This is a genomic window from Erwinia rhapontici (genome assembly GCF_012271765.1).
GTDB lineage: Bacteria > Pseudomonadota > Gammaproteobacteria > Enterobacterales > Enterobacteriaceae > Erwinia > Erwinia rhapontici.
Map to the genome: position 1 here is coordinate 1 of NZ_VRKO01000018.1, position 24,897 is coordinate 24,897.

Below are 24,897 nucleotides of genomic sequence, written 5' to 3' on the forward strand. Positions count from 1 at the left end.
TCTCCTCCGCTATGCCGTTTATAACTGTTACCCATGTGGTCAGTCTAAAGTGTTACCCATGTGGTCGGTCTGTACCCATGCCCGACCCCTACGAAACAATTCGGTCCACATGTCCCATCCACAGCTGAACACTTCATTCATCTCGTAGAGATGAGGCATGCCATCCGTTTTACGCAGGCTTTTCAGGGGCAGCTTTTCTCCGTTTCAGCTTCAGCTCGCTGATCAGCACGCCCAGTACGATCAGTGCCCCGCCCAGCAGGGCGATACCCGGCAATCGCTCCCCGGCAATACGCCCGACAATCCCGGCCCAAACCGGCTCACCCGCATAGATGACCGTGGCTCGCGTGGGCGACACGCTGCGCTGTGCCCAGTTCATGGTCACCTGGATCAGTGCGCTGGCGATGCCCAGCCCGATGGCGCTGTAGAGCAGATAAGGACTGAACGGCGGCACCGACTCGCCATTCGGGACCATCATTACGAAGCCAAAAAGAGAAGCCGCCGCCAGTTGGATCACGGTGACGCGCTGCACATTGACTTTTCCTGCACTGGCGCTGATCAGGATGATCTCCGCCGCGATAGCCAGCGTGCTCAACAACGTGGCAATCTCTCCGGCGTTGAACGCCATCTCACCGCTTTCCGGCCCCGCCAACAGCAGCAGACCGCCAAAAGCCAGCACGATACCCACCCACGACATCAGCCCGGGCATTCGGCCAAGAAAAACCCACTGTAACAGCGGCACCAGCGGCACATAGAGCGCCGTGATAAACGCCGATTTGCTGCTGGTAATCGTCTGCATGCCGTAGGTTTGCAAACCATAGCCAAGGCCAATCGCCAGACCAATCAGCGCCCCCGCTTTCACCTCATACCAGGTGACACCCCGCAGAACCCGCCATGAAATCAGCCCGAGCAACACGGCCGCTGTAGCAAAGCGCACGCCGATAAAAAAGAAGGGGCCGCTGACCGTCATGGCATGATGCACGGCGAGGAAGGTGCCGCCCCAGACCATCGTGATCAGGATCAGCACCCCTTCCTGGGGGTTCACTGCAAATTTATAACGTGATAAAAAACCGGACATTGGCGCACTCTGCTGGAAATTTGGCGTCAGTGTGCTGCGTTCGCTGCGGGGGGTCAAGCGTTGAAAATGGGGGGATGTTTATGCCGCCGGAGAACCCGGCGGCGGGCGGCATGGCTGCTTAGTTACCGTCATCGGTCTTACTTTTGCTCCCGCGACTGTTGCGGCCACCTTTTTCTCCTGCCAGAGAGGCGCGCTGAGGATCGTTCTTAAAATTCCCCCCGCTGACCTTGCCGCCTTTACGCCCGGCTTCTGATGCTCTTTGACGGTCTTCAGCGAAATTTCCAGATCCACCACGATGTTCTGCCATTTCTTACCTCCGAATAGTTAAGACATCATACTGCATTGTGCCCGTGCTCAGCTGGCGTTTCCCGGCAACAATGGCGGCAAACGCTGGCCTGCCGCGTTGTTAAGCATAGTGTATTCAACTAAGGATGCATCGCTGACTCGACATTTCCTGTGCCAGATAGCCCCGAATGCACTGATTTATCCCCTTAATTTTTATTAATGCATTGTGGCAAAAAATGTGAACGCGCTGTTTTTTTAAGCAAACATTGATTGCACCACGAGCAGGCAACGCGCACTCTTCTATACTGACGAATCAGGCATTGAACGGACAACATCAACCACAGGAGAGCGTTATGGCAACACAACAATCGAAAGCGCATCACGTTGGCGAATGGGCAAGTCTGCGCGGAACGTCACCCGAAATCGCCGAAGCTATCTTTGAGGTCGCGAATTACGATGAGCGTCTGGCCGAAGCTATCTGGCAGCAACAGGGTAGCGATGAGGTCCTGCTGCGCGCCTTTGATAAGACCGGTGCAGATGTGCTCACCTGGGATAATAAGGTGGTTGAGCGCAGGAACGTCTGATACCCCATCGGCGGGTATCTGCGCCCGCCGTTTCAACGCTTACATTTTGCAACTGAGACTCCTCTGAGAACCCACCAACCTGCCGTCATGTCGTCTACGCTTAATGCTGGGTTGACATACTGACAGCCAGAACCCGGCTGATTACTGACACTATCCAAAGGAGGCGTAATGCCGTACCAGACGATTAATCCCGCAAGTAATAAGCTGATCAAGTCCTGGCCTGACCATAGCGACAGCCAGATTGAACAGGCGCTGGCCACCGCCGATGCGCTGTATCACTCTGACTGGTCCAAAGGCGATCTCCAGCCCCGAGTGCAGGTGCTGAAAAAACTGGCAGATTTGATTGATAGCCGTGTTGACGAACTGGCCGAAGCGGCCAGTATTGAGATGGGAAAACTGATTGAGCAAAGTCGCGGTGAAGTGCAACTCTGTGCACAGATTGCCCGCTACTATGCCGAGAATGCCGGGCGTTTTCTTGCGCCAACGCCCTACCCCAGTGAACTTGGCGAGGCCTGGGTAGAGAACCATCCGATTGGCGTTCTGGTGGCCGTTGAGCCCTGGAACTTCCCGTTTTATCAGCTAATGCGTGTGCTGGCGCCTAACCTCGCTGCCGGAAACCCGGTACTGGCAAAACATGCGCAAAATGTTCCGCACTGTGCCGTGTTATTCGAGGCTCTGGTGACCGAAGCCGGTGCGCCAGCGGGAGCGTGGACCAATATCTTCGCCAGTAACGATCAGGTGGCAGCGCTGATCGCTGATGACCGTGTGCAGGGTGCCGCTCTCACCGGTTCCGAGCGTGCCGGCAGCGCAGTGGCACAGCAGGCGGGGAAATATCTGAAAAAGACCACGCTCGAACTGGGCGGCAACGATGTGTTTGTGGTACTGGACGACAGCGACCTGGAGAAAGCCGTGAAGGCCGGTGTTGGTGCCCGCCTGAGCAACTGCGGCCAGGTGTGTACCGCCGCCAAACGCTTCCTGGTGCATGAGAAGGTGGCCGATCGCTTCCTGGAAAAAATGACCGAGGCATTTAAGGCGGTGAAAATTGGCGATCCACTTGATGCCAGCACCACTCTCGGCCCACTCTCCTCCGCTGAGGCACGCGATCGTCTGCATAAGCAGGTTCAGCAGGCGAAAGAGAAAGGCGCTAACGTGCTGCTCGGTGGTGCGCCCGTACCGGGTGACGGCTGTTTCTATCAGCCCACCATCCTGACCGGCATCACACGCGACAATCCGGCGTACTTTGAAGAGTTCTTCGGACCGGTGGCTCAGATCTATGTGGTGAAAAATGACGATGACGTGGTGAAACTGGCCAATGATTCGCACTACGGACTGGGTGGCGCCGTGTTCACGAAAGATATCGCCCGTGGCAAAGCACTGGCTTCGCGGATTGAAACCGGGATGGTGTACATCAACTCGTCGAGCAATACCGCGGCAGAACTGCCCTTCGGGGGCGTGAAACGGTCAGGATATGGTCGTGAACTTTCCGACCTCGGCATTAAAGAGTTTGTGAACCAGAAACTGGTGGTGATCAGTAAGGATTAAGGATGTGTCGGGAGTCGTCTTCTTTAGCCGCTCCCGCTCATCAAAATATCGCCATTAAAAAAGGGGCGACCTGTTAACCAGGTCGCCCCTTTTCATCTCTGAACGTGGGGAGACGTCAATGCCTCCCCCCAGATCAGTTAGCTGCAGGTTTCGCGTCTGGCGCGCTTTCTGCTTTTGCTTTGTCCGCTTTCGCTTTATCCGCTGCGGCTTTATCGGCAGCCGCTTTGTCTGCGGAGGCTTTGTCTGCTGCCGCTTTATCTTTTGCGGCCTGTTCAGCGGCGGCCTTATCTGCAGCGGCTTTCTCTTTCGCTGCTTTATCTGCAGCGGCTTTATCAGCAGCCGCTTTCTCCGCAGAGGCTTTGGCCTGAGCCGCTTTATCCGCTGCGGCCTGGTCTGCGGCCGCTTTGTCCGCCAGTGTCTTATTGACGACGGCTTTTTCGTCAGCCGGTTTGGTCGCCGGGGTAGCTGGCGCAGCAGCCGGTGCCTGTTCAGCCACCTGTAACGGCGTTCCCTGCAACGACTTGTTCAGAACCTGAGTGAACTGATCCCATGAACAGAAACCGTTAGCATCGGTCGGACAACCAGCCATTTGCAGAGTGACACGCTTCGGTGGGTTATCCAGGGACAGAGCTTCCGCATCACGCAGCTGGCTGGACGTCTGGTAGACGTATTCCACCTTCACCAACTCACGGTCATTTTTCTTATCATGCCAGCGCTGGAACTGCACCATACCGCCAATCGGCGTTTGCTCGTTTTGTCCTGGCAGATCATAAGGTTTGAAATCAAGGGCTGTCAGCAGTGACGCGATATTCGAATCATGGCCAACCATTAAGGTTACTTTAGGCGCAGTGGCTTGATCCTGATCGACCAGCAAGCTGCGGATGTAGTCCACCAGCGGGGCAGCCACTTCACGTGCGACAATCGGAGAGGTGAACAGCGTGTCCTGATAACCATTTTTGATCGCCGCCAGTTCTTTCCACTGCTCAGGCGTTTTGATCTGCCCCCAGGCGACCTGCTCCATCGGGAAGCCTTCGTAATATTGTAGGGTGAAGGCATCAACCAGTGAGTTCCCCACCTTCAGCGGGCCAGACACATTCGGTTCTTTACCGTTATCGGCACTGAATTTGTTCTGGTTATCGCTGGAAAGATCACACTGCTTTTTACCGTCACAGGCAGGTGAATTTTTATAGTCGATGATTTTTTCCAGACGCTGGAAAGCGGGTTTCAATGCCAGCTTCTCGCCTTCGCCGTTAATCGCGGTCAGCGCCTGTTTGTTAAAATCTTCACTGCCGTTGGTGATCACCGGATTAAACACCGGGTCCATCGATCCCATCTCATCCTGATGAGAAACGGCAACATCACAGCCAGGGAAAGCCCCCGCCACGAAGAACTGGGCGGTAGCAACGGTGCGTTGCAGGCTGTTTGCATAAGCATAGACGTCATCAGGTGCCGGACACTCACCGTCTTTTACCAAGCCCTGCTGTGCCAGCCATTCACGGGTATAGCGCCCCATATACACTTCCAGCACGCCGCCTTTGGTGGTCAGCTGTCCACCCGCTACATCCCACTTCGGCCAGGCTTTTTTTGTCGCCTGTGCCAGTACGCTGCCGTTATCCGCTAAGGGAGCACGCAGATTGTGGCGGCTCATCATCAGCACTTGTTCCAGCTGGTAATCACTATCAGCAGCCCAGGCAGGAACCCCGGAAAGTGCGGAGCAAACGGCTAACGCACAAAGACTATACTTGTTGATCATGTGTGTATTCCATTGATTCAAAGGGGTAAACTGGCTGGCTGGCCTAACATGCAGCGCAGAAATAAATCAGCGCATCGGCACTGACTCACCACAACCGCTCTCCAGAGTACAAGCCAGATGCTCATAGAAAGATGAATAGTGAGAATATAGCAGACTCTGCACCCGGCGGTTTAGTGGCTTCAGGAGTTTGAAAAGAAACAAGATGTTTTTAGGAATGATCTAATCGCCCACCCGTGAAGAAAATAACAGGAAGCCGGGGAAAACAGAAGGGTGTTCGTCCCGGTTACGCCCTGTTTCTTATGGCTCAGAGGTATTCCACCGTAAACAGTACCTGAGTCTGAAAGCTGCCGCTGCTCACCACCGCTGCACGTCCTTTCAGTACCGAGGAAAAACGGAGCTGATTATCGCCATTATTAATGCGCTGCCATGCAACAGGCTGGTTATTGAATACCTGCTGCCCGAAGCGGTCACGAACGGCAATACCCACGGTAGTGTTACCCTGCCCGACCGAAAATAAACCATCAGGAAACGCCGTACCCTGGAAAGTCACGCGTACCCGATTTTTCAGCGAGGTACTGCAGCGCAGCAGATCCAGCGAAAAGTCCACCGCTGCGGACTCATGCCCGTTCTGCAGCGCAGAAGCACTGACATCACCAAAGTTGACCTGGATATTATCGGCCCCCGGAGAGATAGAGCATGGGGCATCCACCACCACGCCAGAAATATTAATTTTTCCATAGCCGTTATCCGCGCCTTCACAGCTAAAAGCAACCGCCAGGCACAACCACGCTGACCCGTATCGTGTCATGATCGTTCCCCTTCTGATAATGAGGAATAAAATAACCAGTGATAAAGTTCCAGATTTTTTTGCATCCCCAGTTTCAACATCACCGAACGTTTGTAAGTACTGATGGTTTTAGGATGTAAAGCCATGCTGGCTGCAATCTGGCGCGGTGTTAAGCTGCTGCGCAAATGTGCAATGAGCATTTTCTCGCGTGGCGTAAGGACATCTTCTTTGACCGCCCGCGGGTCGATAAGGGTAATCAGCCGATTTTTATCCGGTATCAGTTGCTTAAACACCTTGCCCAGTTGTTCCAGTGACTGCCTGGGGTGAAGATGCCGTGTGGGGTAACGTTGCAGGCCTGGCGGTAATCCTCTGCAGCTTTCTTCAAACGAATGATGAACCACGACTAGCTGGCTTTCTGCTGTCATCATCCGCCCGAACTGCAGCGAGGCACAGAGTGAAACGGCATCCAGTCCCGTCAGTAACAGGTCCACTTTTTTGACCGGCCTGGTCGATAGCCTCCTGACAGTATGCGGATACTGAGACTGTAGAAAGCGCAGAACCCCCTCGACAAAGAAACGGTCATGATCGAACATTACCAGCGTTAAACAGCGTGGATCGGACATCTTTTCTCCTTGACCCGAATAGCAACTGGCTTTATTGCAGACTCATTACCAATACCGCCGTGGCGTTGAATGGCCCGGTAGCCACCGCCGCATTGGAGGATCTGAGCAGCACGAAGCTGAAATCATCGCCGCCCACACCATGGGTAATCCGGCTACTGATGCTGTCGAACGGACGGACCAGTTTGCCCTGATGGTAAATCTGTACCGCCAGGTCAGGATTGGTGGTTTTAATCGCGTTGCCCGAGAAGCTGCTGACATCCGCTGATAGCGTCATTTTTATCGGCCAGCTACTGGTATCTTTACACTGATAGGGAATGTGCACTTCACGGCGGAACGGCGACAGGGTCGCGCTCTGGCTTAACTGATTACGCGCGATATAGCCAAAACTCACATCAATATCCTGCCCGTTGTTGATCGCACAGGTACCGGAGGTGTAGTAAGCATCATTGGCAGCAATCACCCGCCAGTTAGCGGTAAACACGCCGCCGGCGGGCGCGCTCCATTTATACATCTGCATACTGGCCACAACGGTACCGGCCTTGATATACACGCCGCGCCCTGGATTATCTTTCAACTGATAGAACGCTTTAACCTGCAGATCATGCCAGTTACCATCGCGCAGCTCATAAATCGTCAGCGCTGAGGTTATCGGGTTGAGATAGCGCTTACCGTTAATCTCCAGACCGCTGTTGAAAGAGGCATCCAGCGAGGTTTGATAGGTCCCGGCATTGATGCGCATATAGTCGACGTAGCGGGCAGGGATGGTGTTTTGACAGGTAAAGTATTGGGACAGATCGAACACCACTACGTCACCGATCATAATTTCCGGCGACAGGTTAACGGTGACATCAATATTGCGCTGTCCGACAGCATCAAACGCTTTACCATCGCGTTTATCAATGCAGGAGAAGGCCAGCGCCTTTAGCGGCAGCAGCATTACGATCAGCCAGAGCATCAAACGTTTCATGCTTGTGTGATGACCTTACAGGTCATCCCATGGCAGCGGAATATCAGGCTGGATCGGCCACCAAAATCATTGACGTATTGGAGTACCGGCGCGTCCCCCAACGCAGCGGGGCTGACATTCAGCTCCACGTCAGCACGCGGGGCAACCATCACCGGGGTGAAGTCCTTAAGAGGCTCCTCTCCCTTGCCGTGGCTGGCTTCAATAATCGTGATGTAGTAACCCGTGGGATTGTGCAAACGGTAGCGCCCTCCTTTGCGGACCAGCTGCACCTGCTGTTGAATCGGTGAGGCATATTGCGCGGACGAAATCTGCAGCGCCTCCGGGCGATAGAATAATTTTATTTTCGTCTGCAACGCGATTTGCAGCGTATTTGGCTGATCGGAGCGCGGTGGAATTTCGCGCAGGTTAAAATAAAATAACGTTTCTTTATCCTGGGAAAGTAAATTCACCGAAGAAAGCGACTGTATCTTTATCTGGCTTTTATCACCGGCCTCTATGCGCTGTACTGGCGGCAGTACCGTTAACGGTGAATTCACTTTTTCACCTTGTTCATTCTCAATCCAGCCCTGAGCAAGATAAGGAAGCCGGGGATTTTCATTGGCAATGGTCAGGCTGACCGACGGGTTTCCTGCATCCAAAATAATACGGGTACGATCGAGAGAAAGAGCCGCCTGCGACCAGGATGAAAAAAAGACTATACCGGCGGCAAGGGTATTCAGCACCCCCGTGCTTGTTGACTGTTTCATTACATTTATTCCTTGATTTGATTCTGGGGCTTACCCGACATCGCGTGGTCGCCGATACACGGCAGTAGAAGATTATCCAGCCTGTCTTTATTCAATAGCGGCAGCGTAATCTGGCACTGTTGTCTGCCATCCCAGGAGACGCTCAAATGTTCTCCTGACTGCATGCCACTGAGATAAACGCTGCCGCCATACGCCACCAACCCCACCGCCTGCTGACGTGCATTCATCACCTGTGCTCCGAACGGCGGGGATGTCCCCTCTTCAAGACGGATAACGGCCATCGCTTTCAATCCCGCCAGTACCGGAAAATGACGATAACCAATCGCCCCTTCGGTGAGCGTGGCGTGCACAATGGATGAGGTAACTTCGGCGTTTTCCGGCAGTTTATTAATATCAATGCCCACCTGATTTCGGTAATAGCTGCTGATATCGGAAATCACTAATTTCCCGCGACTATTGCTGTAAACAATTCCGCCGTTGGCCCGCACTGGAATATTGGCAACACCGTCGGTATCCAGTAATAAACGCGTTCCCCCAGGAGAGTTCTGACGGTGCGCCGCTACCCCTTTTGCTGTCGCGGTTATTCCACCTTTCAACGAGGCGCCAAAGGCCTGAAAATTATCTTGCTGCACATTGACGCTTCCGGTCAGCTGTGCACTACTGCCATCATGCAGATAATATCCGGACAGGGTATTACTGCTATTGGTGGTTCCGGCACTGAGACTGTAACTGTCGTTATTATTTATCTGGTTGTAATAATTAACCTGCTGGCTGTTATTATTGCGCCCACTCGAACCGCTATAGCTGAGAGTGCCCTGATGACCAATAGGTAATGATAAAGAGAGATAAAGCCCTTTATCACTCAGTTGGTTATAACGGTTCTGCCAGGCAGAGAATGAAAGGCTGGCATTTTTCCACTGCAGAATGTCGAAGTAGCGCGACAATGCCAGGCTATAGCGTTCGCTTTCCGGCCTGTCCCAATAGGTTTGACGGTTGTAACTGAGCTGTGCGCTGGTTCCCAGTGCCCGCAAATCCTGAGCCAGCGTGACGGTGTACATTTCACGGCTGTTGCTTTGCCCGTTACCGTGACGTTCGGCATCGAGAAATGCATCCATCGTCATAAACTCGCGTTCAGAAAAGCGATAGCCGGCAAAGGTGACCTGACTGCCATAATCGTCAAAGCGTTTGGAATAGCTCAGTCGGTATGAATTCCCCTGACGGGTATCTCCCCACGGAAGTCGGGCCACCGAATGAGTCACGTCAAAAGACATGGCACCGAACACCAGCAGATCGCGACCAATCCCGCTGGCAAGCGCCTGATAGTGCTCACTGCCGATCGCTCCGCCATACAGCGACCAGCCGTTATTCACTCCCCAGGAGAATTCGCCGCTGGCAAACTGCGGCCCACTCATACTGTGCTGCCCGTTTATCGGCTGCCCCAGCGCCATTTTGTAACGCAACTGTCCGGGACGCGTCAGATAGGGGATCGTCGCGGTGTTAAGGGTGAAAGTCTGAACCGACCCATCCTCTTCTTCGATACGAACCTGTAATTCCCCCAGCACTGAATCATCAATATCCTGGATGCGGAACGGCCCTGCGGCCACCTGAGTCTGATAAAGGACACGTCCCTGATGCATCACGACGACTCTGGCGTGGGTACGCGCCACACCGGTAATTTCCGGTGCGTAGCCACGGAGGTTGGGAGGTAACATATTGTCATCGGTGATCAGGCTGACACCAGCAAAGCGGAAGCTGTCGAAAATATCAGAGACCAGATAGTCCTCACCGACTACCAGCCTGGCTCCGCTTTCCGGCAGCGCGCGTGAGGCAGAGTAACGCGTCCAGTCGAAGGTATTGCGCGTAATACCATTGAGTGTGTCGCGACGCCCCTGCCAGTCTGCACGTAGCCGCCAGGGACCGAGGTTGGCACCGGCGACGCCTGTTCCGGCGGTGGTTCGCTGCTCACCGGCATGAGGGGTAAAACGGACCTGGCTATTCAGGTTGTAATCAAACAGCACGCCAGGGATCCCCTCATCCCAACGCGAGGGAGGATCCCAGTTGGCGGACTGATAGTTGAGGAATGCCTGTGGCACACTAATCGCCAGCGTTGTGGTGGAAAGATCGCCCCTTGCCTGCATTCCTTTCAGGCTGCGAATATCGAGGCACTGCCCCTCATGCCACCACTTCAACGTACTGACAGATTCGGATCGCAGCCCCAGCTCGCTGACGAGTTGCGCATCAAGGCACGGCAGGCTCGTCTCAGGATGGTCTTCCGCTAAATAAAAATTGATGGCGCGTTCTGCCAGCGGATCGTTATTCAGACGGATATTCATGGGGTAACGACCCGGCATGATGTAGCCCTTATGGGTAAAATTCGATACATCAATATTCTGACGGTCTTCCACATCAAACAGATCGGTATTGAACTGAATATCATCAGCATGAACACGACCACCCCATACCGCCAACCCCAGAAAAATGGAAATAGACAATATCCCTGGAAATTTTATTTTTAATGTTACTTTTTCCATAATTAAGCAGGCGGAGGATCCGTTTTCGTCTGATAAACAAATAAATAGCGCCCGGGATCCCGGACGCCATGTTCATCCGGCAAAAAGGATATCAGGGATAAGCCAGGGTGAAATTTGTGACCGCGGTGAATGCACCCGTGCCTACAGCAACAGGTTCATCGGTTGTACCATCACCTTTCAGTGCTGCGGTGAATTGCAGAGTGTTCGCACCACCATTAATATTCTGTGCTGTAGTTGCTGTACCCAGCTCGATTTTCTTGCCGCTACCATCGCGCAAAAGAATACTGGCACCGCTTGCTTCTCCGGTAATACCCAGTCGGCCATCCACACCGGATTTACCGGTAAAGGTCGCGGTTACCGTTTTTTTCGTGCTGTTATCGCAGTTCTGTAAATCAATGGTAAAAGGGATCGCAGTCTGCTCTCCGCCGTTAGCCAGCAATGTATTCGACACCTGCCCCAGAGGGATTTTCTGGTCGTCAACATTGGGTGCAATTGAGCAAGGTGCATTGACGATTGAACCGTAAAAAGTAATTTTACCACTTCCTTCATCGGCGGCATTAACTGCACCTGACACTGCGATAGTGAAAAGTGAAATAGCAGCGATTTTTTTAATTTCCATTTAGATATCCTTGAGTTTTATCTGTCTTGCAGAATGATCCATCCTCACAAAAGCTCCGGCTTTAGTTTACTTAAATGACAGCCAGACTCATCTCGGGTATTCCGTTGTGAAGTGCCGCAATACTAATCCGATCTTTCATCAAGTCACTGTCCATTTTTGTTGTTAATTTAAAAACCTTAAAAAACATAAAGTTAAATATATTATTAACATTGTGATAGCATTTTTAAGTGGAGCGATATATTCAACAACAACTAAATACATGTAAAACAAGGTGTTTATTATCCAGCTATCGAATCCATAGAGAAAAACGCAAAGCAAAATATCTTAGTTGGTTGACACAATCACCTGTGGCAAATAAGATAATTCTTACCAATTTTAAAATAAGAAAATAAGATATTTACGTATGCCTTTTGTTAGTAGGAAGAAGTTAGCGCTGGAAGTTAAGCTAAAAAGTATGTCCAGGGAATTCAGGGAGAGGAGTAAGATTGATGATGCCATTCAATGCCACTATGATCTTTTACTTAAACAGTACTTAACTAATCCGCTCTATTTCAAGACTCTGTTCAAGGCAAACAGATTTATTGTCGGCTCAGCCATATTAGGTATTTACTACACACGTTCAGGTAGTACGTTTAAAGACATTAAACGATTTTGTATTGGAAATGACCTGTTTAGCAGTAATTCACTGGATTCTTTTTTGCTTTTTTTGCGCGTGGGGGGAAGACTGGAGGTTTATCGCGATGCAAAAGATAAACGTAAGCTCAACTATAAACCGACAACGAAAGCGCTGGCAGAAACCCGGCGCATGATTAACACGATGCTGATTCCTTGTGCCATGTTGATAGATGATTTTGATTTGAACTTTTATCAAAAACATCCAAATTTTGTGCCGGAATTCTTCCGCACTTACTCAGAGATCACCCTGAATCGGTTATTTCTGCATGATTTGGTGCCAGGCAGCGGCGAGTTTTTGAGTCGGGATGGCGGTCATATGATTATGTTTAATATCTATCTTGAGAGCATCAAACAGAAATCACCGATCATTCATTACAATATTCTCAAAGCCGCTTTTTTCTGTGGCGTCTCAAGGTCACATATTCGGCGCTGCCTACAGGCAGCAGAGCAGGTCAATCTGCTGAAGATACAGGACGAGTCACAGCAACTCGCACTTTCTCAGGAATTTATTGATATGGTAAAAGATTATTTTTGTATTTATCTGGCGACTGTTGAACACGGGTTATCTGGGATGCGATAAAACGAAAAACCCCGCGCTGTTGCCAGCACGGGGTCAGAATGGATGGTGGAAGCGTAGAGATTCGAACTCTAGAACGGTTTCCCGTCGCCGGTTTTCAAGACCGGTGCCTTCAGCCACTCGGCCACGCTTCCACACGGTTATCAGCTTTGCTTAAGAAGACTCTCGCTAACTGATGGAGCGCAGTATAGGAGATGTTTTTCACTTTGCCAACACTATTTTTCGCTACTTTGTTGATTTTGTGAGCATTTGTGATTGTTTGCTGTAAATTTCAGCAATAGAGATCAAAAAGGAGTAAAAAGCCGCAGCAGCACATCACCCGCTTTTTTATTTCGCGCATAGCAAAACGGGCCAGCTTACGCTGACCCGTTGGATTTGATGGTGGAAGCGTAGAGATTCGAACTCTAGAACGGTTTCCCGTCGCCGGTTTTCAAGACCGGTGCCTTCAGCCACTCGGCCACGCTTCCACACGGTTATCAGCTTTGCTTAAGAAGACTCTCGCTAACTGATGGAGCGCAGTATAGGAGATGTTTTTCACTTTGCCAACACTATTTTTCGCTACTTTGTTGATTTTGTGAGCATTTGTGATTGTTTGCTGTAAATTTCAGCAATAGAGATCAAAAAGGAGTAAAAAGCCGCAGCAGCACATCACCCGCTTTTTTATTTCGCGCATAGCAAAACGGGCCAGCTTACGCTGACCCGTTGGATTTGATGGTGGAAGCGTAGAGATTCGAACTCTAGAACGGTTTCCCGTCGCCGGTTTTCAAGACCGGTGCCTTCAGCCACTCGGCCACGCTTCCACAATGGGGCGCACTATAAACATCCCTGTTCTGCTTGTAAAGTGAGTTTTGTATCAACTGCCAAAAAAAAAGCCTCAAACGGTTTGATTGTCGCTAATATCGCCATCTTGTTTAAAGAATCAGCGGATTAGCGCGTAAAGAAGGGTAAAACGCCTTTCCCCACCGCCATCTGCTCCTTATTCTGCATGATAGTCTGAGTCTTACTTTCGTGACCCTAAGAGGTGATTTATGGATCGCATTGTTTCGTCCACGCGCGACAGCTCGTTACTGAGCACGCACACAGTCCTGCGTAATACTTATTTTCTGCTCGGCCTGACCTTAGCGTTCTCAGCGGTGACTGCCACGCTAAGTACTGTGTACGCGCTGCCGGCACCCGGTTTAATACTGATGCTGGTCGGCTTTTATGGTCTGATGTTCCTGACCCATCGCCTGGCTAACAGCCCGGCGGGTATTCTGGCGGCCTTTGCCTTTACCGGTTTCCTGGGTTATTGCCTGGGCCCAATCCTGAACAGCTTCCTGTCTGCTGGAATGGGTGATGTGATCGGGCTGGCATTAGGGGGCACAGCATTAGTCTTCTTCTGCTGTTCAGCCTATGTGCTGACCACCCGTAAGGACATGTCTTTCCTTTCCGGGATGCTGATGGCGGGCTTTGTGGTGCTGTTGATTGCCGTCGTGGCCAATATCTTCCTTAACATCCCTGCCCTGCATATGGCGATCAGCGTGCTGTTTGTGCTGTTCTCTACCGGGGCCATTCTGTGGGAAACCAGCAACATCATTCACGGTGGCGAAACCAACTATATCCGCGCCACCGTCAGTCTGTATGTTTCTATCTACAACATCTTTGTCAGTCTGCTGAGCCTGCTGGGTATGTCACGCAGTAACTAAGTCATACAAACAACGTTATTAAAGCCCCGCACTGCGGGGCTTTATTTTTGCTGGGCCAAAAGTTTGGTAAACTGATCGCCGATTTTTAGTGTGAGGCAATGACAGTGCAGTTTGACGGGAAAGAGATTGAACGTGACGCTCAGGGATATTTGAAATCTACTGCCGCGTGGAGCGAAGGGCTGGCCCCGCTGTTAGCCGCAGAGGAAGGGATTGAATTAAGTGAGGCCCACTGGGAGGTGGTGCACTTTGTGCGCGCCTTCTATCTGGAGTTCAATACCTCCCCGGCGGTGAGAATGCTGGTGAAAGCGATGGCACAAAAGTACGGCGAAGAGAAAGGTAACAGCCGCTATCTGTTCCGACTGTTCCCAAAAGGCCCTGCGAAGCAGGCAACAAAAATTGCCGGACTACCAAAACCTGCCAAGTGCCTGTAAACATTAAATCGTGCTAAATCCGTGCGGAAGGTGTGCGGGATGGTGTGGCTCCGCCAGCACCTTCTCCACGCGGGCGCTGCGTGGCCCACCTGCTTTTAGCCACGCCAGCAGGGCCTCAACCTGCTGCGCCTCACCGCAGGCCAGCACTTCAACACTGCCGTCATCCAGATTTTTGGCATACCCCTTCACGCCCAGCGCTTTTGCTTCCCGCTGAGTGCTGTAACGAAACCCGACGCCCTGAACACTACCGTGGACCCATACGCGGATGCAGATGATTGCCATTTTCTCTCCTCTTGCCAACACCGATTGCTTTTTCGTGGTCGGCACCGGACAATATCGACTGATTCTCTGAGTGTAAGCATAGCAAAATATGACTGTTCGTTTGATTCTTGCCAAAGGACGTGAAAAGTCCTTACTTCGTCGCCATCCGTGGGTTTTCTCAGGGGCAGTTGCCCGTATGGAAGGCAAAGCCCAGTCGGGTGAAACTATTGATGTCTGTGACAGCCAGGGTAAATGGCTGGCACGTGCCGCCTGGTCACCGGAATCGCAGATCCGCGCCCGCGTGTGGAGCTGGCAGCAGGATGAGTCGATTGATATCGATTTCTTCGTACGCCGTTTACAGGCCGCGCAGCAGCTGCGTGACTGGCTGGCGCAGCGCGATAACCTTGACAGTTACCGACTGATTGCCGGTGAGTCTGATGGCTTACCGGGTATCACCATCGACCGCTTCGGCAACTTCCTGGTGCTGCAACTGCTTTCTGCCGGTGCTGAGTATCAGCGAGCACCGCTGATTACCGCTCTGCAGACCTGCTACCCGGATTGTGCTATCTATGACCGCTCTGATGTCAGCGTGCGTAAAAAAGAGGGTCTGGAACTGACCCAGGGCGTAGTGCTGGGTGATACTCCGCCTGAGCTGCTGCCGATTACCGAACACGGTATGAAACTGCTGGTCGACATTCAGACCGGGCATAAAACCGGTTACTACCTTGATCAGCGTGACAGCCGCCTGGCAACCCGCCGCTACGCGGAAGGCCGTCGTGTGCTCAACTGCTTCTCTTATACCGGTGGGTTTGCGGTATCGGCGCTGATGGGTAACTGCTCAGAAGTGATCAGTGTAGATACCTCACAGGCTGCGCTGGATGTGGCCCGCCAGAACGTGGAGCTGAACGGTCTGGATGTGAGCAAAGCGAAGTTCCAGCGTGACGATGTCTTTAAATTGCTGCGCCGTTATCGCGAGGAAGGCGAAAAATTCGATCTGATCATCATGGATCCGCCGAAATTTGTTGAGAACAAAAACCAGTTGATGGGTGCCTGCCGTGGTTATAAAGACATCAATATGCTGGCGATGCAGTTACTCAATCCTGGCGGGATGCTGATGACCTTCTCCTGCTCAGGCCTGATGGCGACTGACCTGTTCCAGAAAATCATTGCCGATGCCGCCCTTGATGCACAGCGCGACGTTCAATTTATTGAGCAGTTCCGTCAGGCTGCCGATCACCCGGTTATCGCCAGCTATCCGGAAGGAATGTATCTGAAAGGATTTGCCTGCCGCGTGTTGTAACTTGAAAACGCTGCCTTTGCCTCCATATATATAGAGATAAGGGCAACTTTTCTCAGGAGGTTACGATGATTGCCAGCAAATATGGTATCGGACAACAGGTACGCCACCAGCTACTCGGTTTTCTCGGGGTTATTGTTGATGTCGACCCGGAATACTCATTAACCGAGCCCGCTATAGACGAGGTTGACGGCGCCGAAACGCTTCGCTCCTCACCCTGGTATCACGTGGTGATGGAAGATGATGATGGTCAGCGGGTGCAAACCTACCTGGCAGAAGCGCAAATCGCATGGGAATCACCTGGTGAGCATCCTGAACAGCCCTCTCTAGATGAACTGGCGGCATCAATCCGCCAGCAGCTCCAGGCCCCCAGCCTCAGGCATTAAAAAAACCCCGTTAACACGGGGTTTTTTTGTTATTTTTCCAGCCCCAGGCGGGGAATTTCAATTTTCGGGCAGCGGTCCATGATCACCTTCAACCCGGCTTCTCCAGCCAGAACAGCGGCCTGTTCGTTGATCACGCCAATCTGGAACCACAGCGATTTTGCGCCAATAGCAATCGCCTCCTGCGCCACACCCCACGCAGCCTCCGTATTGCGAAAGACATCGACCATATCAATGCTGTGGGGAATATCACTCAGTTCAGCGTAAACGGTTTGCCCCAGCAAAGTACTGCCTGCCAGTTTGGGGCTAACCGGGATGACCTGATAACCTTGTGACAACAGGTAAGCCATCACACCGTAACTTGGCCGCCCGGGTTTATCACTGGCGCCGACCAGTGCAATGGTTTTTGTCGATGTCAGAACATCAGCGATGGTTTTATCACTCATTGTTGCCTCCATTTGCCTTACTGGCTCTATTGCCGCTAAGTGTGGCTTATTCACCACATTAAAAAATGCAACTCATGCGATTCTCGATTTATAGCACGATTAAGTATTTTTAAATGTTAATATGCTGCCATACTGAAAGACTTTGATACATTCACACCCCCTTATATCCTTTACCCTGCTGGAGAAAGAATGAAGCTGCGTATGGTCATCACCGGACTGATAGCGATGCTGGTTGCCGCAACCGTGCAGGCGACAACGCTGAAGCTTTCAGCCGATATTGACCTGCTGGTACTGGATGGACACAAGATTTCGGGTTCGCTGCTCAAAGGCGCAGAAGGTCTGGAACTCGAGCGCGGGGAACACCAGTTGCTCTTTCGTGTAGAAAGAACGGTCACACGCAACGCGCAGACGCCGATCAACTGGGTTTCAGCGCCTCAGATTGTCAAATTTACTGCCAGCACTCAGTCGGTCGTGATTCAGTTACCCGCGTTGCAAACGTTGCATGACGGAAAGCACTTCGACAAAAATCCGCAGTTTACGCTGGTGAATGAACACGGCGTCGAGATTGAGAGCCAACGGGATGCGCTTCGTTTGCAGACGCAGGACGATCTCGAACAGGCAATGATACAGTATAACCTCGATAACAAAGTCGCCTCGGTGCCACGCTTTGCTCAGCCAATGCGCCGTACCTCTCAATCGGCTTCTGTTCTTCCCGATCCCTCAACCAGCCAGCATCCGGCCGAACGCATGCTGCGTCTTTGGTACTTGCAGGTCGATTCAGCCACCCGTCAGCGTTTTGTGATGTTGATGAAGGCCCTGCATACCAGTTGATATCGGCAGATACCCGGCGCTACACTCAATCCTCTGTTTGCTTATTCCTCTTGCCCTACCCAACCAGGATACTGAATGGATCAGACAACCCGCACTCTCCAGCCACAGAAACATATCGCGCTGGTAGCCCACGACCACTGTAAGAATGCTTTAATGCAGTGGGTGGATGTTCATAAAGAGCAGTTGCAGCATCATACGCTTTACGCCACCGGAACAACCGGCAATCTGGTACAACGCGCCACCGGATTACCGGTAACGGCGATGCTGAGTGGCCCAATGGGCGGCGATCAGCAGGTCGGTGCGCTGATTTCGGAGGGGAAAATTGATGTACTGATTTTCTTTTGGGACCCACTGAATGCGGTACCACATGACCCCGATGTGAAAGCGCTGCTGCGTCTGGCCACCGTGTGGAATATTCCTGTTGCAACGAACCGTGCCACCGCTGACTTCATTATTCAGTCACCGTTGTTCGCCCGCCAGGTTGAAATCCAGATCCCGGATTACGAACGCTACCTGCAACAGCGCCTGAAGTAACTCAGGCGCTGGCCGTCAGGGTTTACGTAATACCGGTACGCCCTGACGGCTGAACTCGGCAACAAACACCGAGGGATGATCACGATCATACATTAACCACACCTGCTGCTTCGCACGCGTGATTGCAACATACGCAAGTCTTCGCTCTTCGGCGTCCGGAAAGTCTTCCGGGGCAGGTAACAGCGCATCTTCCATCACTGACTCTCTGGCTGCTGCCGGGAAGCCCTCTTTGCCCTCTGCCAACCCCAGAAGAATGACATAATCTGCCTGCTGCCCTTTGCTGGCATGAATAGTCATAAAATCAATATTGAGCTTCGGCCAGCGCGTTGCGGCTTTATCCAGTATTTCCGGTCGCAGATGGTGATAACGCGCCAGAACCAGAATTCTCTCGCCAGCAGAGGCATAGCCACTCAGCTTGTTCATCAGTGCTTCCAACTGCTCTTCAGGCAACAAAGAGATGGCTTTTTTATGGCCTTTAATCGGGCTGTTAAGTGGTTTTTTTAACTGATGAGGGTTGCATTGAATAAAGGTATTCGCGATTTCGCCAATACGCTGATTAAAACGGTAGGTGGTATCCAGCACACAACGGTCGCCTTCACCAAAATGGTGATGGAAGGCCGTTGTTAAGCTCATTTCAGCGCCACTGAAGCGATAGATAGCCTGCCAGTCGTCCCCCACCGCAAACAGTGTGGTCTGTTTATTCTGACGGCGCAGTGCCGCCAGCAAAGCGGCACGCTGCGGAGAGATATCCTGAAACTCATCGACGAGAATATGTTTCCAGGGGCTGATAAAGCGCCCTTTATCAAGGATATTTACCGCCTGATGAATCAGCCCGGCGAAATCAACCGCTCCCTCTTCTTTCAGCGCACCCTTCCACGCTTTCATCATCGGTGCCATTAATTTGACCCGTTTGCTGAAAAGATCGCGGACTTCGTCAGGTGCACTCTCGATCATCGCAGCCTGTGCTCCGCCGTGCATACGCATCAGTCCAAGCCAACGCTCAAGCCGACTGGCTAGGCGCCGCGCCAGGCGATCGTCCTGCCAGAAACTGCCTTCCTCCAGTTCCCACTCCAGCTCCTCTGTCAGCCACTGCCGCCAGCCGTTCGCATGCGCTTTTTTCTCATTACACTGCTGTCGCCAGATCTCAATCAGTAGCGCCTGACGCGCACCATGATCGGTTTCCAGTTTGCTGATCGTGGGGGCTTTATTGCTGCCCTGCTGAATAATGTGTAATGCCAGAGAATGGAAGGTTCGCGCCTGAATGTCTTCGGTATGCAAACGTTCCTGGATACGTTCGTTCATTTCTTTGGCCGCCTGGCGACCAAACGCCAGCAATAGAATCTGCCCCGCACTGGCCTGCCGACGCATCATCAACCAACCTGCCCGCGCCACCAGCACGGATGTTTTACCACTGCCTGCCCCCGCCAGAACCAGCACGGCATCCTCTCCGTTAACAACGGAGCGTGCCTGGGAAAGATTCAGCGGTGAGGTTTCCACCTGATTAAAGAAATCCGCATGCTGTTCCAGCATACGGTTGGTCCATTCATTGTTGCGCTGAACACGGCGTGCATCGCTGTTATGGAGCCACTGCTGGCAGTAAAGGTAGGGTTCGCGACAATTATCAAATTCCCCCAATCGTTCTGCGGGCAACGGCACGGCGTCAAACGCTTTACGGATCGCCAGTTGCCAGGCACTGATATCACTACGACGCAGCCATTTGTCCTGTTGTTCCGCCTCATAAATTTGCTGCTGCTGTGCTAACAGAACGCTGGCTGAAACATCGCTCATTTCCTTACTCCACTGCTGCCATTCCTGGTTGAGATAGTGGAAAAAGCGCTGTGTTTCACTCCATTCGGTGCCGTGAAGGCGCACGACCTTTTCGTCAGGCAGCGTAAACTCAAGCTCACCCCATACCAGCCCACGCTTACATTTAATTGCAAGTAACTGATTGAACGGGATCAAATACTCATGCTTTTCACCGCTAACTTCTACACCTGCGGTCAGAAGACGCACCCGATTATAAGGATGCTGTGCCAGATGTTTACCCAACGCTGTTGCTTTCAGTTCCATTCCGGTGACCCTGGCTGAGGTTATTTTCATCATCAGACAGTTTAACTGGCTGACGTGTACCTCTCCAGCGCTAAAACACGTTACAATCAAGGTATTGTCGGTTAATCACCGTTATCTGCTGAAGGGAAACTCTTTTATGCGCACCGTATTAAATGTTCTGAATTTTGTGCTGGGTGGATTCCTGACCACATTCTCCTGGCTGGTGGCCACGGTTGTGAGCATTATTTTTATCTTTACCCTGCCACTCACCCGCTCCTGCTGGGAGATAACCAAACTGTCTCTCCTCCCTTATGGTAATGAAGCAGTGCATGTTGATGAGCTGAACCCATCAGGTAAAAATGCGCTTCTGAATTCTGGCGGCACTCTGCTGAACATTTTCTGGCTGGTACTGTTTGGCTGGTGGCTGTGCGTGATGCATATCATGGCAGGCATCGCACAGTGTGTGACGATTATTGGCATTCCCGTTGGTATCGCTAATTTTAAAATTGCTGCTATTGCCTTGTGGCCGGTTGGCCGCCGCGTGGTTTCCGTCGAAGTTGCTCAGGCCGCTCGTGAAGCCAACGCACGTGCGCGTTTCCGCTAAGTTACGATAATGAACAAGACCATGATCGGCAATGTACGCCGCTACGCCTTTAACAGTACCTGGTTGTACAATATCCGCATCACTCTGGCGCTGGCAGGCACCACTGCCGTACCCTGGTGGCTGCATCAGATTACCTGGACGATCCCACTAACGCTGGGAGTCGTGGCTGCTGCGCTGGCGGATCTTGACGATCGTCTTGCCGGACGATTACGTAACCTGCTGATCACGCTGGTCTGTTTTTGTATTGCTTCCGTTTCAGTCGAATTACTCTTCCCGCATCCGTGGCTATTTGTTGCCGGGCTAGCGCTGTCCAGTTGGGGCTTCATTTTGCTCGGCGCACTGGGGCCTCGTTACGCAACAATCGCCTTTGGCGCATTACTGATCGCCATTTATACCATGCTGGGCATTCATTTATTTCCGCAATGGTATCTGCAACCGGTGCTGCTACTGCTGGGTGCAGTATGGTACAACCTTCTGACCTTATCCGGACATCTGCTGTTCCCTATCCGGCCGTTGCAGGAAAATATATCTCGCTGCTTTGCGCAACTGGCGCGCTATCTGGAAGCCAAAGCCAACCTGTTTGATCCCGATATTGAAGGGGATGACCACCAAACGCTGGTCGACGTGGCAATGGCGAACAGTCAACTGGTTCAACTGCTTAATCAGGCCAAAGCATCGATTCAGTCACGACTGCGCGGTGACCGTGGTCAGCGTGGTACTCGCAGAACGCTACACTACTATTTTGTTGCGCAGGATATCCATGAACGAGCCAGCTCTTCCCATGTGCAGTATCACGCACTGCGTAAAGCATGGGGGGAGAGCGATATTCTGTTCCGCTTTCAGCGTCTTTTATCTTTACAGGCACAAGCTTGCCGACGGCTCTCGCGCTCAATCTTACTGCGAGAGCCTTATCAGCATGATGCGCGCTTCGAACGAGTCTTTATAAACCTGCATGCTGCGCTGCATCGCCTTGAAACCGCGCAGCCTGACAGCACGGAGGTCAAAGCCATGGCCTACCTGCTGAACAACCTTAAAGCGATTGATGCCCAGTTGGCGACTATTGAATCAGAGCAAGTTCTGACAGAGGGCGATGCCCCGCATGACCAGACGCTATCCAGCGAGGGGCTAACTGGCTGGAGCGATATTCTTCTTCGCCTGAGCCGCCATCTCAGCCCGGAGTCTCCGCTGTTTCGTCATGCAGTCCGCATGTCGCTTCTGCTGTGCGTTGGCTATGGCATTATTCAGGCTACCGGGGTGCAACACGGTTACTGGATATTGCTGACCAGTCTGTTTGTCTGCCAGCCCAATTACAGTGCGACGCGTCGTCGCCTGGCATTACGTATTATCGGTACACTCGCCGGGATTGTACTGGGTCTGCCGTTGCTGTGGCTGGTTCCTTCTGTTGAAGGACAATTGATGCTGATTGTGGTTACGGGCGTGCTGTTCTTCGCTTTCCGCAACGTTCAGTATGCGCATGCCACCATGTTTATTACCTTGCTGGTGTTACTGTGCTTCAACCTGTTGGGCGAAGGATTTGAAGTCGCGATACCGCGTATTGTTGATACGCTGGTTGGCTGCGGTATTGCCTGGCTGGCGGTGACATTTATCTGGCCTGACTGGCGTTTTCGCCGGCTTCCTGCCGTTGCTGAACGCACCCTGAATGCGAACTGCCGCTATCTCGATGCTATTCTGGTGCAGTATCACCAGGGTAAAGATAACCGACTGGATTATCGTATTGCTCGCCGCGATGCCCATAACGGTGATGCAGAACTGGCATCCGTTGTTTCTAATCTCTCGGTCGAAAATAAATCTGATCTGGCATTGCGAGAAGCGGCTTTCCGTTTGCTGTGCCTTAACCATTCATTTTTGAGCTACATTTCTGCTTTAGGCGCGCATCGTGAGAAGCTGGAAAACGATGCCATGCTGCAGCTCATGGATGATGCCGTCTGTTATGTCGACGATGTACTGCATATTGACATCGTCGATGAGGCGAAAGCACAGCGTATGATCGACAGTCTGGCGCTACGCTTACAGCACAGCGAAGCCAATGCCGAAACAAAAGAACCACTGGTCTTGCAGCAGGTTGGTTTACTGGTGGCTCTTTTACCTGAAATTACGCGCCTTAAAAAACAAATAGCCTTACGTGGTTAATCTTCTTCACGCGGCTTTTTACGCTCTCGCTGCGTATTGTAGTTAAACCAAAGGCGCAGCTCTTCTTTCATCTCTTGTGGAAGCGCGGCATAGTGGCGACCGACAATGGCCCCTTGCAAAGCGAAGAGCACCGTTAACCCCAGATTCTTGTTGTTGTTACGTAGCAGCAGCCAGCTTCGTTTTGCTCCCTGTTGAACCAGCATCTCGATGGTTGAAATACCCACTTGCCGTAGTAACATTTCCATTCTGATGCCCATATTGGGCAGGTCCTTCAGACGGCGGTTATTCTGACGCTCTCTCTGCTGTTGCTTCGCTCCCTGCAGGCAAAGCTGGGAGATGGCTACCAGCTGTTCACCATCAGACCACAAGGCACCATCAACACGATAGTAATTGAGTTCTACTGGCACACCACGCTTACTAAGGCTCAGCGGTGTCATCTTACGCTCAACAATATAGGATTGAACCTCTTCACAGGCGCGAAGATAAAGCTCTCCTTGAGCCACCACGGCAAACACAGTTTTTTCCACTGCCAGGCAATAACCGCCAAACTGTGTACGGGACTGCACCTCTCCAAGCTGAGCCAGTCGTTGTTTCGCTTCTGCAATTTTACGTTTCGAACGATCCATATTCTCATCCCAAGTTAGTTAAGAAATAACTCATAAGGTCTCGGTAAAACATATTAGAAAATAGGCAATACTCATTACAGGTTCAACGACTAATTTTTATTTCATGTGTTTACATTGTAATTTTGCGAGGCGTTACGAAAAAAATCGCTCATAAGAATACATTCAAGGACGGCATTTTCTCCTTAGAAAAAAATAGCATTAAAAACCACAATATCTGCATCCGGTTAAAAACTCAATAAAACACACTTCGTTAAAATTCAGTCTTAAATATTTTTTCGTCCAGCGGGATAACAGTAACGCGACAAAGCCGGTCAACCAAACGGGCATGCTAACCAGAGGAAGTTAAGCAAGAAGATACTGTACAAACCGCGTTTCACGGCCCTTCATCAAAAAAAAACCACGATTCTCCCCCTATCGAATCCCTCTGCAGCCCGTTAAGGCTGGGTTACCATGAAAAATAAACATGCTGATATTCTGTTCCAATGAGATCCAAAATGGATGTATTCCACAATTTTTATCCTGCGGATGTATGGGTGAAGTTTTCATGTTTTCATCGCCATCCACCAAATGTTCAGAAAGCCCCGAGCACCTACTCGACCATGACTGAGTAAACGTTAATCCCCCCGATGAGAAACAAGTTAAGTATCGTTACTTTCCAGGGCGGGAAATAGAATATGAAAATAGGTACTCGCAGCGATATTATCTTTTATTCCTTTCTGATGTAATCGTTAATTGCGATACAAAGTGCGGACACTTATCATTGATAAATGATTGCCATGTACCTCAAATGTTTAAATTCTTAACCGTAAGAACAAGAATGCTTGAAATGTCAGGA

The 24,897-nt window shown here is 51.5% G+C and carries 24 protein-coding genes and 3 tRNA genes; 11 read left to right on the top strand and 16 right to left on the bottom strand.

The window, feature by feature from the left end:
• Positions 1-169: 169 nt before the first annotated feature.
• Together FVB43_RS22940 and FVB43_RS22945 are read right to left on the bottom strand one after the other, a co-directional pair.
• Positions 170-1,075: a DMT family transporter gene (locus tag FVB43_RS22940; RefSeq protein ID WP_167864848.1), complete on the bottom strand. Its 906-nt coding sequence runs from the start codon at positions 1,073-1,075 to the stop codon at positions 170-172.
• Positions 1,076-1,193: 118 nt separating this feature from the next.
• On the bottom strand, positions 1,194-1,382 hold the full coding sequence (locus FVB43_RS22945; protein ID WP_133840977.1) for a con-10 family general stress protein: 189 nt from the start codon (positions 1,380-1,382) through the stop codon (positions 1,194-1,196).
• A gap of 331 nt (positions 1,383-1,713) precedes the next feature.
• Between FVB43_RS22945 and FVB43_RS22950 the strand changes: the two genes are divergently transcribed.
• Together FVB43_RS22950 and FVB43_RS22955 are read left to right on the top strand one after the other, a co-directional pair.
• Positions 1,714-1,944: a YccJ family protein gene (locus FVB43_RS22950; RefSeq protein ID WP_133840978.1), complete on the top strand. Its 231-nt coding sequence runs from the start codon at positions 1,714-1,716 to the stop codon at positions 1,942-1,944.
• 168 nt (positions 1,945-2,112) lie between these two features.
• Positions 2,113-3,486, top strand: coding sequence for an NAD-dependent succinate-semialdehyde dehydrogenase (locus FVB43_RS22955; protein ID WP_133840979.1), 1,374 nt, complete (start codon positions 2,113-2,115; stop codon positions 3,484-3,486).
• A 133-nt stretch (positions 3,487-3,619) separates the two neighbouring features.
• On the opposite strand, the gene agp is transcribed toward FVB43_RS22955, so the two are convergent.
• The 7 genes from agp to FVB43_RS22990 form a co-directional block, all read right to left on the bottom strand.
• On the bottom strand, positions 3,620-5,239 hold the full coding sequence (gene agp / locus FVB43_RS22960; RefSeq protein WP_159337115.1) for a bifunctional glucose-1-phosphatase/inositol phosphatase: 1,620 nt from the start codon (positions 5,237-5,239) through the stop codon (positions 3,620-3,622).
• Positions 5,240-5,543: 304 nt separating this feature from the next.
• Positions 5,544-6,047 (bottom strand): fimbrial protein, encoded by a 504-nt coding sequence (locus FVB43_RS22965; RefSeq protein WP_133840981.1) that lies wholly within the window; start codon positions 6,045-6,047, stop codon positions 5,544-5,546.
• Positions 6,044-6,649, bottom strand: coding sequence for a LuxR C-terminal-related transcriptional regulator (locus tag FVB43_RS22970; protein ID WP_133840982.1), 606 nt, complete (start codon positions 6,647-6,649; stop codon positions 6,044-6,046). Before FVB43_RS22970 ends, FVB43_RS22965 begins: the two co-directional genes overlap by 4 nt.
• A gap of 31 nt (positions 6,650-6,680) precedes the next feature.
• Entirely contained in the window at positions 6,681-7,616 is a 936-nt protein-coding gene (locus tag FVB43_RS22975; protein ID WP_133840983.1) for a fimbrial protein, read from the bottom strand.
• The gene (locus tag FVB43_RS22980) at positions 7,613-8,362 is read right to left on the bottom strand and encodes a fimbria/pilus periplasmic chaperone (RefSeq protein WP_133840984.1); all 750 of its coding nucleotides are present in this window, start codon (positions 8,360-8,362) and stop codon (positions 7,613-7,615) included. Before FVB43_RS22980 ends, FVB43_RS22975 begins: the two co-directional genes overlap by 4 nt.
• A 5-nt stretch (positions 8,363-8,367) precedes the next feature.
• Positions 8,368-10,854 carry an outer membrane usher protein gene (locus FVB43_RS22985; RefSeq protein WP_242462177.1) on the bottom strand — a complete coding sequence of 829 codons (2,487 nt, stop codon included), beginning with the start codon at positions 10,852-10,854 and terminating at the stop codon, positions 8,368-8,370.
• A gap of 130 nt (positions 10,855-10,984) precedes the next feature.
• Positions 10,985-11,512, bottom strand: coding sequence for a fimbrial protein (locus FVB43_RS22990; RefSeq protein ID WP_167864850.1), 528 nt, complete (start codon positions 11,510-11,512; stop codon positions 10,985-10,987).
• 403 nt (positions 11,513-11,915) lie between these two features.
• Between FVB43_RS22990 and FVB43_RS22995 the strand changes: the two genes are divergently transcribed.
• Positions 11,916-12,767 carry a hypothetical protein gene (locus FVB43_RS22995; RefSeq protein WP_133840987.1) on the top strand — a complete coding sequence of 284 codons (852 nt, stop codon included), beginning with the start codon at positions 11,916-11,918 and terminating at the stop codon, positions 12,765-12,767.
• 43 nt (positions 12,768-12,810) lie between these two features.
• Here the strand turns inward: FVB43_RS22995 and FVB43_RS23000 are convergent.
• The 3 genes from FVB43_RS23000 to FVB43_RS23010 form a co-directional block, all read right to left on the bottom strand.
• Positions 12,811-12,898: transfer RNA gene (locus FVB43_RS23000), tRNA-Ser, on the bottom strand.
• 245 nt (positions 12,899-13,143) lie between these two features.
• Positions 13,144-13,231, bottom strand: a tRNA-Ser gene (locus tag FVB43_RS23005).
• A gap of 245 nt (positions 13,232-13,476) precedes the next feature.
• Positions 13,477-13,564 (bottom strand) — tRNA-Ser (locus tag FVB43_RS23010).
• A 228-nt stretch (positions 13,565-13,792) separates the two neighbouring features.
• Here FVB43_RS23010 and yccA point away from each other — a divergent pair.
• Together yccA and tusE are read left to right on the top strand one after the other, a co-directional pair.
• A complete protein-coding gene (gene yccA / locus FVB43_RS23015) occupies positions 13,793-14,449 on the top strand; it encodes an FtsH protease modulator YccA (RefSeq protein WP_133840988.1) in 657 nt (218 codons plus the stop codon).
• 104 nt (positions 14,450-14,553) lie between these two features.
• Positions 14,554-14,880: a sulfurtransferase TusE gene (gene tusE / locus FVB43_RS23020; protein WP_133842087.1), complete on the top strand. Its 327-nt coding sequence runs from the start codon at positions 14,554-14,556 to the stop codon at positions 14,878-14,880.
• Positions 14,881-14,883: 3 nt separating this feature from the next.
• Here tusE and yccX read toward each other — a convergent pair whose 3' ends face one another.
• A complete protein-coding gene (gene yccX, locus FVB43_RS23025; RefSeq protein WP_133840989.1) occupies positions 14,884-15,162 on the bottom strand; it encodes an acylphosphatase in 279 nt (92 codons plus the stop codon).
• A gap of 88 nt (positions 15,163-15,250) precedes the next feature.
• Between yccX and rlmI the strand changes: the two genes are divergently transcribed.
• Together rlmI and hspQ are read left to right on the top strand one after the other, a co-directional pair.
• Positions 15,251-16,441, top strand: coding sequence for a 23S rRNA (cytosine(1962)-C(5))-methyltransferase RlmI (rlmI, locus tag FVB43_RS23030; RefSeq protein WP_133840990.1), 1,191 nt, complete (start codon positions 15,251-15,253; stop codon positions 16,439-16,441).
• Positions 16,442-16,506: 65 nt separating this feature from the next.
• On the top strand, positions 16,507-16,824 hold the full coding sequence (hspQ, locus tag FVB43_RS23035; RefSeq protein WP_133840991.1) for a heat shock protein HspQ: 318 nt from the start codon (positions 16,507-16,509) through the stop codon (positions 16,822-16,824).
• A 29-nt stretch (positions 16,825-16,853) separates the two neighbouring features.
• Here the strand turns inward: hspQ and FVB43_RS23040 are convergent, their stop codons facing one another.
• Positions 16,854-17,267 (bottom strand): CoA-binding protein, encoded by a 414-nt coding sequence (locus FVB43_RS23040; RefSeq protein ID WP_133840992.1) that lies wholly within the window; start codon positions 17,265-17,267, stop codon positions 16,854-16,856.
• A 189-nt stretch (positions 17,268-17,456) separates the two neighbouring features.
• Between FVB43_RS23040 and FVB43_RS23045 the strand changes: the two genes are divergently transcribed.
• Together FVB43_RS23045 and FVB43_RS23050 are read left to right on the top strand one after the other, a co-directional pair.
• Complete coding sequence (locus FVB43_RS23045; RefSeq protein ID WP_133840993.1) at positions 17,457-18,098, top strand: DUF2057 family protein; 642 nt, start codon at positions 17,457-17,459, stop codon at positions 18,096-18,098.
• A 75-nt stretch (positions 18,099-18,173) separates the two neighbouring features.
• Positions 18,174-18,632: a methylglyoxal synthase gene (locus FVB43_RS23050; protein WP_133840994.1), complete on the top strand. Its 459-nt coding sequence runs from the start codon at positions 18,174-18,176 to the stop codon at positions 18,630-18,632.
• Between the two features lie 15 nt (positions 18,633-18,647).
• On the opposite strand, the gene helD is transcribed toward FVB43_RS23050, so the two are convergent.
• Entirely contained in the window at positions 18,648-20,702 is a 2,055-nt protein-coding gene (helD, locus tag FVB43_RS23055) for a DNA helicase IV (protein ID WP_167864851.1), read from the bottom strand.
• Positions 20,703-20,838: 136 nt separating this feature from the next.
• On the opposite strand from helD, the gene FVB43_RS23060 reads away from it, so the two are divergent.
• Both FVB43_RS23060 and yccS read left to right on the top strand, forming a co-directional pair.
• Positions 20,839-21,285, top strand: a complete 447-nt coding sequence (locus FVB43_RS23060; RefSeq protein WP_133840996.1) for a YccF domain-containing protein — start codon at positions 20,839-20,841, stop codon at positions 21,283-21,285.
• 9 nt (positions 21,286-21,294) lie between these two features.
• Positions 21,295-23,436 (top strand): YccS family putative transporter, encoded by a 2,142-nt coding sequence (yccS, locus tag FVB43_RS23065; protein WP_159337120.1) that lies wholly within the window; start codon positions 21,295-21,297, stop codon positions 23,434-23,436.
• Here yccS and FVB43_RS23070 read toward each other — a convergent pair.
• Positions 23,433-24,062 carry a TfoX/Sxy family DNA transformation protein gene (locus FVB43_RS23070; RefSeq protein ID WP_133840998.1) on the bottom strand — a complete coding sequence of 210 codons (630 nt, stop codon included), beginning with the start codon at positions 24,060-24,062 and terminating at the stop codon, positions 23,433-23,435. The genes yccS and FVB43_RS23070 overlap by 4 nt on opposite strands.
• Positions 24,063-24,897 lie beyond the last annotated feature (835 nt).

Bases quoted from the DNA above. Each gene is read 5' to 3' on its own strand.
- FVB43_RS22940 (WP_167864848.1), bottom strand. From the start codon at position 1,075: ATGTCCGGTTTTTTATCACGTTATAAATTTGCAGTGAACCCCCAGGAA.
- FVB43_RS22945 (WP_133840977.1), bottom strand. From the start codon at position 1,382: ATGGCAGAACATCGTGGTGGATCTGGAAATTTCGCTGAAGACCGTCAA.
- FVB43_RS22950 (WP_133840978.1), top strand. From the start codon at position 1,714: ATGGCAACACAACAATCGAAAGCGCATCACGTTGGCGAATGGGCAAGT.
- FVB43_RS22955 (WP_133840979.1), top strand. From the start codon at position 2,113: ATGCCGTACCAGACGATTAATCCCGCAAGTAATAAGCTGATCAAGTCC.
- agp (WP_159337115.1), bottom strand. From the start codon at position 5,239: ATGATCAACAAGTATAGTCTTTGTGCGTTAGCCGTTTGCTCCGCACTT.
- FVB43_RS22965 (WP_133840981.1), bottom strand. From the start codon at position 6,047: ATGACACGATACGGGTCAGCGTGGTTGTGCCTGGCGGTTGCTTTTAGC.
- FVB43_RS22970 (WP_133840982.1), bottom strand. From the start codon at position 6,649: ATGTCCGATCCACGCTGTTTAACGCTGGTAATGTTCGATCATGACCGT.
- FVB43_RS22975 (WP_133840983.1), bottom strand. From the start codon at position 7,616: ATGAAACGTTTGATGCTCTGGCTGATCGTAATGCTGCTGCCGCTAAAG.
- FVB43_RS22980 (WP_133840984.1), bottom strand. From the start codon at position 8,362: ATGAAACAGTCAACAAGCACGGGGGTGCTGAATACCCTTGCCGCCGGT.
- FVB43_RS22990 (WP_167864850.1), bottom strand. From the start codon at position 11,512: ATGGAAATTAAAAAAATCGCTGCTATTTCACTTTTCACTATCGCAGTG.
- FVB43_RS22995 (WP_133840987.1), top strand. From the start codon at position 11,916: ATGCCTTTTGTTAGTAGGAAGAAGTTAGCGCTGGAAGTTAAGCTAAAA.
- yccA (WP_133840988.1), top strand. From the start codon at position 13,793: ATGGATCGCATTGTTTCGTCCACGCGCGACAGCTCGTTACTGAGCACG.
- yccX (WP_133840989.1), bottom strand. From the start codon at position 15,162: ATGGCAATCATCTGCATCCGCGTATGGGTCCACGGTAGTGTTCAGGGC.
- rlmI (WP_133840990.1), top strand. From the start codon at position 15,251: ATGACTGTTCGTTTGATTCTTGCCAAAGGACGTGAAAAGTCCTTACTT.
- hspQ (WP_133840991.1), top strand. From the start codon at position 16,507: ATGATTGCCAGCAAATATGGTATCGGACAACAGGTACGCCACCAGCTA.
- FVB43_RS23040 (WP_133840992.1), bottom strand. From the start codon at position 17,267: ATGAGTGATAAAACCATCGCTGATGTTCTGACATCGACAAAAACCATT.
- FVB43_RS23045 (WP_133840993.1), top strand. From the start codon at position 17,457: ATGAAGCTGCGTATGGTCATCACCGGACTGATAGCGATGCTGGTTGCC.
- FVB43_RS23050 (WP_133840994.1), top strand. From the start codon at position 18,174: ATGGATCAGACAACCCGCACTCTCCAGCCACAGAAACATATCGCGCTG.
- helD (WP_167864851.1), bottom strand. From the start codon at position 20,702: ATGGAACTGAAAGCAACAGCGTTGGGTAAACATCTGGCACAGCATCCT.
- FVB43_RS23060 (WP_133840996.1), top strand. From the start codon at position 20,839: ATGCGCACCGTATTAAATGTTCTGAATTTTGTGCTGGGTGGATTCCTG.
- yccS (WP_159337120.1), top strand. From the start codon at position 21,295: ATGAACAAGACCATGATCGGCAATGTACGCCGCTACGCCTTTAACAGT.
- FVB43_RS23070 (WP_133840998.1), bottom strand. From the start codon at position 24,062: ATGGATCGTTCGAAACGTAAAATTGCAGAAGCGAAACAACGACTGGCT.